Raw genomic sequence first — 13,568 nt, 5'->3', positions numbered from 1 at the left:
TCAGCTTTCGGGATGTTCGGACGGCTCGATAAAGCGAATGCCGGTGAAGCCTGCCGCGATAAGCGCCTCTGCGAGGTCGCGCCGGGCGAAGGTGAGATCCCAGTATCCGGCCATGCTGAAGATCTGGCGATCGGGGGGAATTGCTGCTTCGTCGAGCACAAGTTTCGAAATGAAGCCGATGCTGTCTGGATCGAGAATGTCTTCTTCATAGGCCGAGGCTTTGCGATCGAGGCAATCGACGGGCACCGTGGGGTGGACGATGAAGTAGTCCTCGCTTGCAAGGCGGCCCTTGTGATCGACGATTGCGACCGGAAGGAACTCCAGATTCGGGATCGCTCTTGCGATGAGGAAGTCTTTCAGTCGTGCCGACCCGACGACGATCATGTCGCTATTGAGCAGCGAGTCGCCCAGCGCCAGATCGTCAGGGAAGTCGGGATTCATGTGCAGCGACACTCCCCGCGGGAACTGGCCGGTCAGCGGCGTTCCGTTCTTCAGTTTGTAGGTGTCTTCAAAGCCGCTGATGTCCTGAAGGACACATCCAGCCGGGTAGCTCGCGTATTTCCAGATGACATAGTTGGACATGTGTTCACCCCTCCTTGATTGCTTCTGCAATGCGTTTGATCCACTTGGCAACGCGCTCGTCGAAACTGCGCACGGGGAAGCCTTTGGAGGTCACTTTGCCGTCGGACGCCATCGAAAACGGGTGACACCATTCGGAATCGGAGGCCCCGTCGATGAACATTTTGTGCGTGCCCCCTTTTCGCCCACCGCGCGTGGCCAGCGTGGTCTTGAATCGTGATGACAGCGCATTGAGTGCGCCCGCCAGATTTTTTGGCTGTGCCTTGTGTCCCATCTCCTTGAGCTTGTCGGCGAGCTTCTTCGCCTCCTGCTCGATTTCCCATGTATAGCCTTGCTTGCAGTTGTGGTCCCAGTCATGCTGCGGAATGTTTGCGAACGGCGGGGCGGGTGAATCGTCCTTGATTTCGCCGCCATCTTCCGTGATATCGCAGTACCACATCACGGTGTGACCCCACAGCGGCATCGCCAGCATGTTGTCCGAATTGTTGATGCACCACTTGGTGGCCTTGACAACGCCCTCAATTGCCGGTTTTGCGATTACCTCGGCCGACACTGGCGCCACACACATGACATGATGGGCTTCGTATTTCTTTTCGAAAGCGAACTTGCCTGCCTTTGCCTTGACCAGGCGCGCGAACGTGTGGGAACTCCAACCCGGCTCGCAGATCTTGATGTAGTCGTTCCCGCATTCGCATGGGTTCCCCGGTATGCCGCAGAACTCGCCCTTCTTGGCGCCGCGCTGGTGCTCATCGCTCATGTGCGCACTCCTGTTTCGGTCGTGGCAACGCGCTGCACCGTCACGGCGGCACGCAGCGAACCCTCGGAACTGGCGGCGATGATTGCGCCGTCCGCGGGCGCATAGTGGCGTGCGAAGGCGCGCAGCGCCCAGATCGTTGCGACCAGCGAACTTGCGCTGGCGGTGTCGCCGAATGCGATGGCGGGGTAGTCGATCGCGGGTGTCGCGTAACGCGCTGACTGCGAGCGCATGCGGGTAATGGCGTGCCCAAGTTCCGATCCGCGCCAGGTTTCGCCGGAGTGGTCGCTGATCAGCCACACGGGCTGATCCGGGGGTGCAGCATCTCCCTCGGCAAGTACGCGCGCGAGACCTGCGCCGGTGCAGGTGGCGCCGGCGAAGAGATTGTCAGGTTCTTCGGCGACAGCCATTTTCGCAATCCGCCCTAGTGCCAGCGTTGGTTCCGCCGCCGCCAGCAATAGCGCGCACGCCGCCTCGCCGGGTTGCAGACCGCTGGGCGCGCCGTCGCATTTCAGACGGGCCTGCACTTGCAGCCAGTTCAAGGTGGACGCGTCGAGCAGTGAATCAACGCCGATAACCAGAGCGCGCGTGCAGCGACCGCTGGACAAGTCGATCGCGGCTGCGCGCAGCGCAGCCAGCCCCGCCGCATTCCCAGAGGTAAATACGCCGGCGAGGAAGGGGGCTGCGGGCCAGCGTGCCAGGGCGGCAGCGCCTTGCAGCAGACGGGCGCCCCTTGCGTGTTCGTCGATCGGCGATGCGCCTGGTTCGCGGTCCTGCTGTCGCGAACTGCGGACAGAAGCGTCCGCGATCAATTCGTCGCCAGTGTCGGTGCGGTCGCTGGCGGGCAGTGCGAGGTAGGCCGACAGACCATCGAGTGAAATGCCGCGGGTGCTGGCATGGATTGCAAGATCAGACAACGCGCCATGCAGGAGCCGAAGCAGGCGGGCGTTGCCTTCGAAGCCCTGGGTCAGCAGCACCACCGGGTGCCCGATCACCGGCTCTTCTTCACCGCTGACCGCCGAACGCATGCGGAAATGCTCAAGCGTCCGAGAGCGCACCAGACCGGCGCGGGCGGCAGCGCAACTGGTTGCGGCGTCGCCGCCAAGTGCCGTGACCATTCCGTAGGCGAGTACGTCCATGCGGTCAGAGCGGCTTTCCGCAATACATGCAAACGCCCTTGTCGTCGCCGAGCGCGACGACCGGCCCCTGAATCACCGGGAATGGTGGCGTGTTCTTGTCGTTGTGCAGCATCAGGTCCGTCGCCCGGGCGACGTTCTTGCCTTCGAATTTGACGTCGAACGAAAACAGCACGAATTCGGCCTTCCCCTTGATCTTGCCGGAGGCCACACCGCCGCCTGCGCTTCCGGCTTCGTCGCCGGTACTCATCGAGAAGTTGGAATCCTTCACACAGGTGGGATTGCCGTCGCACTTGACGGTTTCGGCCCCCTGCGCGGCGTCGGACGACTTGGCGATGTTCGGGTAGGGAATCGGAATCGGGCCGGCCGGGCTGGGCGTCTGGCAGACGTCGGGGAAGGCCATCGTGATGCCATTGCTGTCCTTGTGCACCACCGACAGGAAATTGACTCCGACCGTAACCGGCATGGTGGGCGCCCTGTCAGTTGATCGCGACCGAGGCGCCGCGAATACGATTGGATTCGGAGGCGCGGGAAATCAGGCGTGAGCCCTTGATGACGATGCGCCCGTCCGCCTGCAGGGTGATCGTTGCCTCGCCGCAGCGCAGGGTGATGTCTTGCCGCGCGCTGAACTGCAAGTGATCGCCGACGGTGAGGTCATTGGGCGACGCGTTTCTGTGAGGCTTCGAGCACAGCACGGCGTCACGCAGAACTCCCATGATGATGGGTAGTTTGGGGTCGCCGCGGTCAAACGCCAGCAGTACCGGCGTGGGTTCGCCCGCGGGCGAAAGATCACCGGCGCTCAGATCGACGACGCTGCGCGCGGGCAGGGGCCCGTACGCGTTACCGGCAAAATCGACGTGCAAGCGACCATCGCCGCCGACACCGGTAATCCAGCCGGAAAGCGGCGTCGTTTGCGAAAGCTCTGCGTCCTGCCTTGCGATCGGCCGACGGGATTGCAAGCTGTGTGCGCCCATAGTCAAACCCCTCAATTCGCGGTGACCTTGCTGCCTTTGAGTACGACGTCGCCGCTACCTTTTACGGTGATCTTGCCGCCCTTGATTGTGATGTCACCGTTCTTCTTCATGATAATCTCGGCGCTGCCCGTCTTGAAGCTGATCTCGTCGTCGGCGGTGATCTGTACCTTCTTGGCCTGCAGTGTGGCTTCCTTGGCAACTTCGACCATCTGCTTGCCACCAATCGCCTGCTTGGCGTCTTTCGATACCGACACCGACATTCCTCCGCCGACGCTTTCGGTCATGTCGGCGCCCACGGTGACGGTACGATTGGACCCGACGCTCTCCGATTTCGATCCGCCAACTGTTTCGCTCTTGGCCGCGCCGACGACTTCCGCCATCGCCGCGCCGACGGTAATCAGCAGCGCCGCGCCGACGGTGAGTTCCATCGCCCCACCAACGGTCTCGGCGTAGTTGACGCCGACGGATTCGGTGAGCGATGTGCCCACGACGATACTCATCGCCGAGCCGATGGTTTCAGAGTGGTTGGTGCCGACACTGACGATTCGGTTATTTCCTATCGTCTCGGTCTGATTCACACCGATCGTAATGCTTTCGTTGTTGTCGACCTGTTCGGTGCGATCGTGCTTCACATGCACGATCTCATCGTGGTCGATGGTCTTCGCGCGGTCGTGGCCCACCCAATGCGTCTCGTCGTGTTCGACTTCGATCGCCTGGTCCTTCTCCGCATGCAGATAGACCTGCTCGCTCCCCTTTTTGTCTTCGAAGCGCAGCTCGTTGAAGTTGGCCGGGCCACCGCCCTTTGTCGACCGAGTCTTGATGCCCGTCTGGGTCATGTTGGCGGGCAGATCGTAAGGCGGCATCTGGTCCGCGTTGTACACGCGGCCAGTGATGATCGGCCTGTCCGGGTCGCCTTCGAGGAACTCGACGATGACCTCCTGGCCGATGCGAGGAATCGCCACCATGCCCCAGTTCTTGCCAGCCCAGGGGTGCGACACGCGGATCCAGCAGGAGCTGTTCTCGTGGCCATCGGCGTAGCGGTCCCAATGGAACTTCACTTTCACCCGACCGTACTTGTCGGTGTAGATCTCATCGCCCGATGGCCCCACGACGATTGCGGTCTGAGGGCCCTGGACAAAAGGCTTGGGTGTGGCGCGCACCGGGTGGAAGGGCTGTCGACTCGGGATTGTTTCGATGGAGACTTCAAACACATCCCCGGACCCTGACCCAGTTTCATGGCCACCGTGTTCAATCGTGTAACTCGCGCTGAGGATGAGGTATTCGCGGTTCTGATCTGCGCGTGGGTGATCGGTGAGCTTGAACAGGGCGCCGCAGGCGAGGCCGCGCACATTGCCATTGCCTCGGCAAAGTTCGAACTGGTGGCGCAGTTCCTCGATCCGGACGCGGGCCAATCGTTCGCCCTCTGAGCGCACCTCGTATTCGCCTGGGTAGTCAAAGACCTCGTGATCAGCCTGTGCGTGTTTGCCCGGTACGGTGCCGGCCTTGGTCGCGAGCAGGTTGGAGCCCGGCTTGGTGAAGTCGAAATCGGTCAACGCGTATTTCGACGCCTGGATCTCTCGGGACAGGCGCCATTCGCGAAGCCCGCTGCGTGTCTCGATGCCGCGGACCGAATCGGGCACGAAGTCGATGGATTCGAATCCGGGGCTTGCGCTGTGACCGGCGTACGAATCCGTCACGACCATCGTGTGGCGACCGTCCTTGTGCTTGAAGTAGAAGTAGATTCCCTCCTGCTCCATAAGGCGGCACACGAACCCAAGATCTGATTCACGATACTGCACGCAGTACTCGCGGGGCGAATAGGACTCGGAGAGCGAGAACTTCACATCGGCAACTGCGTGATCCGCGAATACCGCCTTGATGATGTCGGGAACGCTCTTCTGCTGGAATATCTTGCAGTCCGCCGTGCGGGACATCAGCCAAGCCCATGGTCTGACCGTTAGCTGGTAGCGGTGGTATCGACCTTCAATGCCGGTCTGTGCCATCGCGGTGACAAACCCGTTGAACTCGCGGATCTTTTCATTTTCGAGTGCGACCTGAACCGATACTGTCTTGCCGATCAGGTCGTTGAGTTCGATCTGGTCCTTTGGCGAGAGAACCGTGACCTTGTACTCATAGAGGCGGCTCACTTCCTCCTGGCCGTGCATCGAACGAAACAGCAAATCGCCGCCGAGCGGCGATACGATTTTCACGAGGCTCGCGAGTTGCATAGGCGTCTCCCGGCGTGCCGTAGGCACATCGGTGGGTTGTCCAAAGAGCGGTTCAGTTGTGTGGCTCGCACGGCTCGGTCGACTAATCAGGTGTCTTGCTTGCGACCACAACGAAACCGTCAACCGGTTTGCCGTTCTCGGTACGCAAGATCTCGGAGTCAATCGAAACTGCGGAAAGCCCCGCCTGTGCGAGGCATGCTTCGATATGCGCAGTAGTGTGGCTGTACCGACCGTGTGGATTGATTCTATGCCCTTCAGGCGCGAGCGACACATCCGTCGCTTCGACGCTGAAGCCCAGCAGGCCCCCTGCGTGGAGTGCCGCTGCAGCTGCAGCGATCGGTTCCGCCAAAGAACCGAAGTAGCACAGCGTGTCCGCCGACACGATCACATCGAATTGATCGGGATGCGCGGCGATCCATGCCGTCAATTCCGCCTTGATCAACTGGTCGTAACACGCCTTTCCGCTTGCCTTCTGCAACATGCCTGCGGAAAGGTCGACGCCGGTCAAGTGACGCGCCCATGGTTTGAATAGCGGGCCGCAAAGTCCGGTTCCACATCCGGCATCGAGAATGTCGAGTGTGGCGGCTGGCGGCGCAAGTTCCCGCGTGACCGCCGCGGCCACCAGCTCCGGGGCACGGTAGGAAAGCTTCTGCTGCAACTGCTGTTCAAAGCTGTCTGCAAAGAGATCAAAAGTACGCTCGACATAGTCGTCCGCGGCGCGCTGCGGCACATCCACGCCGCTGCACGCGGCATACATGTGCCGCGCGGTGGGGTGGTCCGGCATCGAATCCATCCAGTGCTTGTAGACCCGAGCCGCTTCTTCAAGTCGCCCCTGGGTGAAATACAGTGCGCCCAGCAGATGGTGACCGTCGGCGTGGCTGGGCATCAGGGAAATGGCCCGCGTGTAGAAACCGACTGCCTCGTCACAGCGGCCCAACCGGTCGCACAGCAGGCCGTAGTTGTTCAGCGATTTCAGATGATCAGGCGCGATGCCCAGCGCACGTTGGAGCAGGGCCTCGGCCTCGTCGAATCGATCCTGGGCCCGGAACAGCGTGCTCAGGTTAGACAGCGTGTCCGGACTCTCCGGACGTAGCTCAAGCACCCGCCGATAGTGGGCTTCGGCTTCGTTCAGTCGACCGGACAGCGCCAGAATGTTGCCGAGGTTGTTATGGAAGTCGGGGAAGTCTGGAACGGCGTTGATTGCCTGTTTGATCAGTTCAACAGCCTGACCGACGCGGCCTCTTTGATTGGCCAGTACGCCAAGAAAGTGCAGGACGTCTGGGTGACCGGGCGCGACGTCGAGGATTCTGAGGTATAGGCTCTCCGCCGCATCAAATTGATTGCGGCGGTGCAGTTCCACCGCACAGGCAACCGCCTCATCGAACGTCATGGTTTGAGGGGAAACGTTCGATGTCGCGGGCGCTTGGGTCTCAGTGAGCATTTGATCAATCCAACATCAGGGGCGTGCAAAGAGGATTTGCGGACTGCGGCCTGGGTGCGTCGTCGGTGGCGTTCGCTTGTACCAATCAGTTGTCTAGGGGCAGACCTAGTACTGCTCACGAAAAGTAGCGTTGCACGAACCAACGATTGATGCCGGGGTAATAGCTCGGAATCCACCAACTGACGAATCGGGAGAACGCGGCAGCGTCAGGAAGCGTCGCATCCCCAAAATTGGGATCGAAGGCCTTGTAAGCGTCTCCCTTCTTGGCGAGCGCGACGGTGTGACCGCCGAAAGGCCCCCAGAATGAGAAGTAGTACAACCCGTCTTGTCGCACCATACCGATGGCACCTTCGGCTGCTTCGCTGTTTTGGGCGGTTCGTTGCTGGCCACTGAACGAAACTCCAAAGAGCCTCATGACGTCCTGATAGACCTGCGAGATGTTGTCGAAGTTAAAAGATCCAATGTTGCCGGCATGAATGTTGAGATTCTGAAGGCCTCGAATGTGGGCGAGTCCCCCCGGCGATACGATTGCATTCTTGAATACTGACCAATCAGCACGGGAACCCAGGTACATAGCGGAAAGAGCCGAGCAGACGCCGTCGCCAAGACCCTTGCCGGCCTGAAATGCGCCGCCGCGTTTCTTCGGATCCGGGTCATTCCAGCCGGTCGCGTTGATGTAAACCGTTTGCTCAAATTCGCTGCAAGAGCCACCGAGATTGGTTGCTGACTGAGCGTAGACGGAAGCCATAGCTGTCTCCTGATCGCGATAGGCTTCGAGTTAATCGAAACCGTATGTGAAATCGTTGTTCTCAATGCCGACCGTGACGCGCGTGATTGGACTTCCTTCCATCATCCGTGTCAGGAACTCGCGGGAGATGTCCGGCAGCATGGTGTTAGTCAAGATTGCATCGATCATGCGGCCACCGGATTCGCTTTCGGTGCAGCGGGAAACGACCAGCTTGATCACATCGTCGGAATACTCGAACGGAATCTTGTAACGCGCCTCGACCCGCTTCTTGATGCGGTTGAGTTGCAGCTTGACGATCTTGCCGAGCATCTCGTCGGACAGCGGGTAGTAGGGAATCGTGACCAAGCGGCCGAGCAGGGCAGGCGGGAAGATCTTGAGCAAGGGCTCGCGCAGGGCCTTGGCGAGGCCTTCCGGATCGGGCAGCAATTCCGGATCGCGGCACATGCCGGCAATCATTTCGGTGCCGGCATTGGTGGTCAGTAGGATCAGCGTGTTCTTGAAATCGATGAAGCGGCCCTCTCCGTCTTCCATGAAGCCCTTGTCGAAGACCTGGAAGAAGATCTCATGCACGTCAGGGTGGGCTTTCTCAACTTCGTCGAGCAGCACGACCGAGTAAGGCTTGCGACGCACCGCCTCGGTCAGCACGCCGCCTTCTCCGTAGCCGACGTATCCCGGCGGGGCGCCCTTGAGCGTGGAGACGGTGTGCGCCTCCTGGTACTCACTCATGTTGATGATGATGAGGTTCTGCTCTCCGCCATACAGTGCCTCGGCCAGAGCTAGCGCTGTCTCCGTCTTGCCGACGCCGGACGTGCCGGCGAGCATGAAGACACCAATCGGTTTCTGCGGATTATCGAGGCCGGCACGCGAGGTCTGGATGCGCTTGGCGATCATCTCCATCGCGTGGTCCTGGCCGATCACCCGTTCGCCGAGTGTCTTGGCGAGGTTCAGGATGGTCTCGACTTCGTTGCGCGCCATGCGGCCGACCGGGATGCCGGTCCAGTCGCCGACGACGCTGGCAACCGCCTGATAGTCCACTGTTGGCAGGATCAGCGGATTCTCGCCTTGCAATTCGGCCAACTGGCTCTGCACCGCCTTCAGTTCAGCAAGTTGCGCATCGCGCTCGGCTTGTTCGGCAGCTTCGTCGGCGGCGGGCACGACGGTGCTTGCGACCGCATCGGCCGCAGCTTCTAGCTTGCTGCCGGTACCTTCGACCGGCTTGATGCCGGCGCGTAGCTTGGCGCGCAGGTCGAGCAGCCGGTTGACGAGTTCCTTCTCGGCCGCCCAGCGGGTTTCCAGGGCCGCGAGGCGCTCGCGTTCGTGGCCCAACTGTTCGTTGGCGTCGACCTCGCGCTTGCCGATCTCGATGCCGATCGCCTTTTCGCGGCCGATGATCGCCAGCTCGGTTTCCAGGCCTTCAATGCGCTTGCGGCTGTCGTCGACCTCGGCCGGTACGGCATGCAGGCTGACGGCCACGCGCGCGCTTGCCGTATCGAGCAGGCTCACCGACTTGTCCGGCAACTGGCGCGCCGGGATGTAGCGATGCGAGAGCTTGACCGCAGCTTCAAGCGCTTCGTCAAGGATCTGCACCTTGTGGTGCTGTTCCATCGTCGAGGCGACGCCGCGCATCATCAGGATCGCCTTGGGCTCGTCAGGCTCGTCAACCTGCACCGTCTGGAAGCGGCGGGTCAGGGCAGGGTCCTTTTCGATGTGCTTCTTGTACTCGGCGAAGGTGGTGGCGCCAATGGTGCGCAAGGTGCCGCGGGCAAGCGCAGGCTTGAGCAGGTTGGCTGCATCGCCGGTGCCGGCTGCACCACCCGCGCCGACCAGGGTGTGCGTCTCGTCGATGAAGAGGATGATTGGCTTGGGGCTGGACTGGACTTCCTCGATCACCGAGCGCAGGCGCTGCTCGAACTCGCCCTTCATGCTCGCGCCGGCCTGGAGCAGGCCGACGTCGAGCGAGCGCAACACGACATCCTTCAGGCTTGGCGGTACATCGCCGCGCGCGATGCGTTGTGCGAAGCCTTCAACAACCGCCGTCTTGCCGACGCCGGCTTCGCCCACCAGGATCGGATTGTTCTGGCGGCGCCGCATCAGGATATCGACAACCTGCCGGATCTCGTCGTCACGCCCGACGATCGGGTCCATCTTTCCGCCGCGCGCTTGCTCGGTCAGGTCGACGGTGAATTTCTTCAGAGCCTCCTGCTTGCCCATTGCAGCAGGTGCAATCGCGCCGCTCGCTTCTCCCGGCGCGCCGCTGCCATCCGACGCGGCTTCTCCGTCTTCGGGCGAGCCGGCAACGATGCGCGAGAAGTCATCGCTGAGGGTGTCGGGCTTGATACGGTCGAACTGCTTGGAAATGCTCGATAGTGCGTTGCGCAGGCTGGGGGTCTTGAGCGCGCCGAGCACGAGGTAGCCGGTGCGGACCTGGGTGTCCTTGTAGAGCAATGATCCATACACCCAGCCCCGTTCCACGGCGTTCTCGACGTGCTCCGAAAGGTCGGAGATGGCCGTCGAGCCGCGCGGAAGCCGATCCAGCGCGTTGGTGATGTCGCCGGCGAGCTTGCCGGAGTCCAGTTCGAAGTGCCGCACGATGTGGTGCAGATCCGAATCGGGGTTCTGCAGGATCTGGGCAATCCAATGCACAAGCTCGACATACGGATTCCCGCGCAGCTTGCAGAAAACGGTGGCGCCCTCGATGGCCTTGTAACCCAGGCTGTTGAGCTTGCCGAAGAGTGCGACGCGACTGATTTCGCTCATGGGTTTCTCGCTTGGTGATTGAGGTTGGAGGGGCCGCCGCCGGCATCTTGATAACGTGCTGCGGACCGTTTGAGAATGCGTTCGACATCGAGCACCAGATCGTCCGCGTCACGCAATTGCTTGCGCGCGCCGAGCCAGGTGGTCATGCCAAGACTGGCGCGCCGACCGAGTCGGAGCTTGGGCACATCCGCCTGGCGCAGGCAGAGGCGTGCGTCCCATGCGAATTCGTCGCCAACGTAATTGCGCACGCAGGCGGCAAGGGTGGCGATGCCCGGGGTGCCTGGCAGCAGCCCGAGGTACTGATCGATCGACATCGGCCCGAGTTGCAGGCGGAACTTGTGCTGTCGATCCCACACCCGCGAACCGGAAAGTGCGTTGCGACCCAGGCGTGCAGTCGCGCCACCAAGGCGGGTGCGGTCGCGAGGGTCCATCGTCATCCAGTGGCCGACGAATTGTTCCACCTGGGCTGGAAGGCGCAGCGAGCCGGCGACGAACTGCGCGAGGCCCTCGGCGTTGCGCACTTGCCGGCTCAGCAGGCCGGCGTGGTGCAGCTTGGCCATGTCTGGAAGTGCATCGCGGTTCCGGACGCTGGGCATGCCAAGGCCGAATGTTGCACCAAGGTGATAGCCGAAGCGGTCTTCTGCCGGCCGATCAAGGCTGACGGTCGGCTGGGCTTGCGCCCAGGCACGGTAGAACAGGGTGAGCAGACGGTGATGAAAGATGTCGGCGAAACGCGCGAACGTCGGATCGCCGGCATTCATCAGGCGACCGCGGGCATATTCGGTCAGGTGCAGGGGTAGGGGGCCGTTGGGCCCGAAGAGGCCGAAGAAGCGTACCTCGAGCCTCGGTGTCGGTGTTGATGCAGGGCGCGCCAGAGCTGACAGGCTGGCCGGTGCGAAAGACATTGCCGGTTCCTGGCCCAGCCGCAGCGGTTCGTCAGCCGGTTTGAGCGCCTGGCCCCATCGCGGCTGCTCGGGGTGAAGGCACTCGAGTCGGCGCAAGGCCTGATAGAAATCGTGCTTCCACGGCTCGCGCGCGATCGCGTCGAACAGGGCGTCGCGACTCGCCTGTCTTATAGCGTCGGCCGCAGTCCGCACCGTGCCCTCCAATGCATGATCTGGCCGCGCGTCAGTGAGCGCAGGACTGTCTCGGTAAAGCTGTTGAGGCTGGCATGGCGCGCAAAAAAGCGCTCCATGACCGAACCAAGAAGGAAGGCGCTACCGCCCTCAAAGGCGAGTTCGTCGACTTCGAGCGATATCTGCATGCCACGGCCAAAGCACAAAGGCCCTGGCATGGGTAGGCGAGTAACAATCGGCTCGGATGAAATGGAACGCACCCCTTCGATCTGACGTCGCATACCGGCGTCCGCCGTGCTGGCGTACAGGTCAAGCAGTTCGCGCAGCGCTGCCGCGCCGGTCTGCTTGTCGGTATCGATCATCGAGAGATGGTTCAACGACAGGTGGCTGATCAGCTTCCAGGCGGTGGCGCCATCGGCTATCGCCGCATAAGGCTTGGACGGCCCCTTGATTACACGTATCGCTTCGACCGGGGCCGAGATGTCGAGCGTGAAGTCGCTCTTGGTCAGGCCCAGCGGCATAAGGATAGGCAGGTCGCGATTCGAGCACAGTGCGCGCAGCGAGAGCTGGCGCAGGTCCGCGCGGTAGGGCGCCTCTTTCGGATCGACCAGCGAGATGAAGACTTCGCTACCGATGTAGCTCGAACGCGCGCCTACGCGCTTCTGTTTGTCCGAATACAGGCGCGGTTCGCGACGGAGTGTGTAGAAACCGTGCGAGTGGGATTCGTCGCCGCGGATCTCCGCGTAGAAAGGCTCGAATCGCTGTTCACTGTCTGGGCCGGTGCCGTGGCCGGTGACTTCCTGGAGGTCGTAGACCTCGAAATCCATCGGCCGCGTCCGATCGACGATTACCTGGAATTCGTGGTTGCTGTCGTCGACATGAATCCGGTCCGTGCGGCGAGAGAACAGGTTGATCGCCGGTGTGCAATGCAACAAGAAGTTGGCCGCTTCGACAACGCCCTCGAGCGCCGCGTCACCTCTACCAAACAGCAGGGACAGTTCGATCTCGTTGCCATCGTGTCGGGCAAAAGCCTGGCTCAGACCCGATACCTCAAAGAACATGTATCGCTGCGGAAAGGAGAAATACTCCTGTAGCAAGCGATAGCCGCCAAACGCCCGAGTCGTTGTTGGGAGCAGGGCCTCGTCATCGTCGTAACCGACGAGCCGGACCTGTTCCGCGTCGAGCACTTTGTGCCAGACGGACGCTTGCCCCGGCGGGGCAGCGATGGCGCCAAGCATCGATGCGCCAATGAATTCATGCAGCCGGTAGGCCACTTCATCTGCGCCACCAAGGTAGAAGCGCAAGCGGTCGGCCTTGATCTCCTTGAATGTGAGTCCGGCTGTCGCACGCAATCGCAGGCGCACGCCACCTCTGACGCGCGCGCCGGCTGGCAGGGTTGGCACTGGAAGATCGGGCGCGAACGAGAAATAGCGCGCCTCAGCAATCTCGAGTGGCCACAGCGTGACCTCCTGCGCCGTGGTGAACTCGCAGGCCGTCACGTCGTTCTTTCCCATCGCGCCTTGCAGGGCTGTGCCCCGAGGGATCGGAACGCCGGCGCCAAGGTTCGGGTCACCCAGCGCCGGCTGGATCTGCGCCACCACCATCGCAGGCGTCGGCGCGAGGTAATGCGGATACAGCATCTCCAGCAAGCGCTGGGTAAAGCGAGGGAACTCTGCGTCGAGTTTCAGCTGAACCCGTGAGGTGAGAAAGGCGAAGCCTTCCATCAGGCGTTCGACGTACGGGTCAGTCACCTCGATGCCGTCGATACCCAAGCGCCCCGCGATCTTCGGGAACTGGTAAGCGAACTCCGCCCCCATCTCGCGGAGGTGCCGGAGTTCTTCGTTGTAGTAACGGAGCAGGCGCGGATCCATGTTC

The 13,568-nt window shown here is 61.7% G+C and carries 11 protein-coding genes; all 11 read right to left on the bottom strand.

Translation table 11 applies throughout. The annotated features are described in order from the left end of the window. The 11 genes from GGR36_RS04875 to tssF all read right to left on the bottom strand — a co-directional run bounded on the left by GGR36_RS04875 (window position 1) and on the right by tssF (window position 13,564). A complete protein-coding gene (locus tag GGR36_RS04875; protein ID WP_183632473.1) occupies window positions 1-582 on the bottom strand; it encodes an imm11 family protein in 582 nt (193 codons plus the stop codon). Between the two features lie 4 nt (window positions 583-586). Further along, window positions 587-1,336: a hypothetical protein gene (locus tag GGR36_RS04870; protein ID WP_183632471.1), complete on the bottom strand. Its 750-nt coding sequence runs from the start codon at window positions 1,334-1,336 to the stop codon at window positions 587-589. Then, complete coding sequence (locus tag GGR36_RS04865; protein WP_183632470.1) at window positions 1,333-2,472, bottom strand: hypothetical protein; 1,140 nt, start codon at window positions 2,470-2,472, stop codon at window positions 1,333-1,335. The genes GGR36_RS04870 and GGR36_RS04865 overlap by 4 nt, the downstream gene beginning before the upstream one ends. 4 nt (window positions 2,473-2,476) lie before the next feature. Then, a complete protein-coding gene (locus GGR36_RS04860; protein ID WP_183632468.1) occupies window positions 2,477-2,935 on the bottom strand; it encodes a DUF4150 domain-containing protein in 459 nt (152 codons plus the stop codon). A gap of 13 nt (window positions 2,936-2,948) precedes the next feature. After that, window positions 2,949-3,428 (bottom strand): DUF6484 domain-containing protein, encoded by a 480-nt coding sequence (locus tag GGR36_RS04855; protein WP_183632466.1) that lies wholly within the window; start codon window positions 3,426-3,428, stop codon window positions 2,949-2,951. 26 nt (window positions 3,429-3,454) lie between these two features. Further along, on the bottom strand, window positions 3,455-5,671 hold the full coding sequence (locus GGR36_RS04850; protein ID WP_183632464.1) for a type VI secretion system Vgr family protein: 2,217 nt from the start codon (window positions 5,669-5,671) through the stop codon (window positions 3,455-3,457). An 82-nt stretch (window positions 5,672-5,753) separates the two neighbouring features. Next, window positions 5,754-7,112 carry a tetratricopeptide repeat protein gene (locus tag GGR36_RS04845; RefSeq protein WP_183632455.1) on the bottom strand — a complete coding sequence of 453 codons (1,359 nt, stop codon included), beginning with the start codon at window positions 7,110-7,112 and terminating at the stop codon, window positions 5,754-5,756. Between the two features lie 115 nt (window positions 7,113-7,227). Further along, window positions 7,228-7,860: a YopT-type cysteine protease domain-containing protein gene (locus GGR36_RS04840; protein ID WP_183632452.1), complete on the bottom strand. Its 633-nt coding sequence runs from the start codon at window positions 7,858-7,860 to the stop codon at window positions 7,228-7,230. 30 nt (window positions 7,861-7,890) lie between these two features. Then, window positions 7,891-10,617, bottom strand: a complete 2,727-nt coding sequence (gene tssH, locus GGR36_RS04835; protein WP_183632450.1) for a type VI secretion system ATPase TssH — start codon at window positions 10,615-10,617, stop codon at window positions 7,891-7,893. Then, the gene (tssG, locus tag GGR36_RS04830; protein ID WP_338086619.1) at window positions 10,614-11,714 is read right to left on the bottom strand and encodes a type VI secretion system baseplate subunit TssG; all 1,101 of its coding nucleotides are present in this window, start codon (window positions 11,712-11,714) and stop codon (window positions 10,614-10,616) included. Before tssG ends, tssH begins: the two co-directional genes overlap by 4 nt. Continuing rightward, window positions 11,690-13,564 (bottom strand): type VI secretion system baseplate subunit TssF, encoded by a 1,875-nt coding sequence (tssF, locus tag GGR36_RS04825; RefSeq protein WP_183632447.1) that lies wholly within the window; start codon window positions 13,562-13,564, stop codon window positions 11,690-11,692. Before tssF ends, tssG begins: the two co-directional genes overlap by 25 nt. Between the last annotated feature and the right edge of the window lie 4 nt (window positions 13,565-13,568).

The organism is Niveibacterium umoris, assembly GCF_014197015.1.
GTDB classification, from domain to species: Bacteria; Pseudomonadota; Gammaproteobacteria; order Burkholderiales; family Rhodocyclaceae; genus Niveibacterium; species Niveibacterium umoris.
This window is presented reverse-complemented; position numbering and strand designations above follow the sequence as displayed.

What these genes read in the sequence shown, in the direction of transcription:
- GGR36_RS04840 (WP_183632452.1), bottom strand. Translation starts at nt 7,860, where the DNA reads ATGGCTTCCGTCTACGCTCAGTCAGCAACCAATCTCGGTGGCTCTTGC.
- GGR36_RS04870 (WP_183632471.1), bottom strand. Translation starts at nt 1,336, where the DNA reads ATGAGCGATGAGCACCAGCGCGGCGCCAAGAAGGGCGAGTTCTGCGGC.
- GGR36_RS04865 (WP_183632470.1), bottom strand. Translation starts at nt 2,472, where the DNA reads ATGGACGTACTCGCCTACGGAATGGTCACGGCACTTGGCGGCGACGCC.
- GGR36_RS04875 (WP_183632473.1), bottom strand. Translation starts at nt 582, where the DNA reads ATGTCCAACTATGTCATCTGGAAATACGCGAGCTACCCGGCTGGATGT.
- GGR36_RS04850 (WP_183632464.1), bottom strand. Translation starts at nt 5,671, where the DNA reads ATGCAACTCGCGAGCCTCGTGAAAATCGTATCGCCGCTCGGCGGCGAT.
- tssF (WP_183632447.1), bottom strand. Translation starts at nt 13,564, where the DNA reads ATGGATCCGCGCCTGCTCCGTTACTACAACGAAGAACTCCGGCACCTC.
- GGR36_RS04860 (WP_183632468.1), bottom strand. Translation starts at nt 2,935, where the DNA reads ATGCCGGTTACGGTCGGAGTCAATTTCCTGTCGGTGGTGCACAAGGAC.
- tssH (WP_183632450.1), bottom strand. Translation starts at nt 10,617, where the DNA reads ATGAGCGAAATCAGTCGCGTCGCACTCTTCGGCAAGCTCAACAGCCTG.
- GGR36_RS04845 (WP_183632455.1), bottom strand. Translation starts at nt 7,112, where the DNA reads ATGCTCACTGAGACCCAAGCGCCCGCGACATCGAACGTTTCCCCTCAA.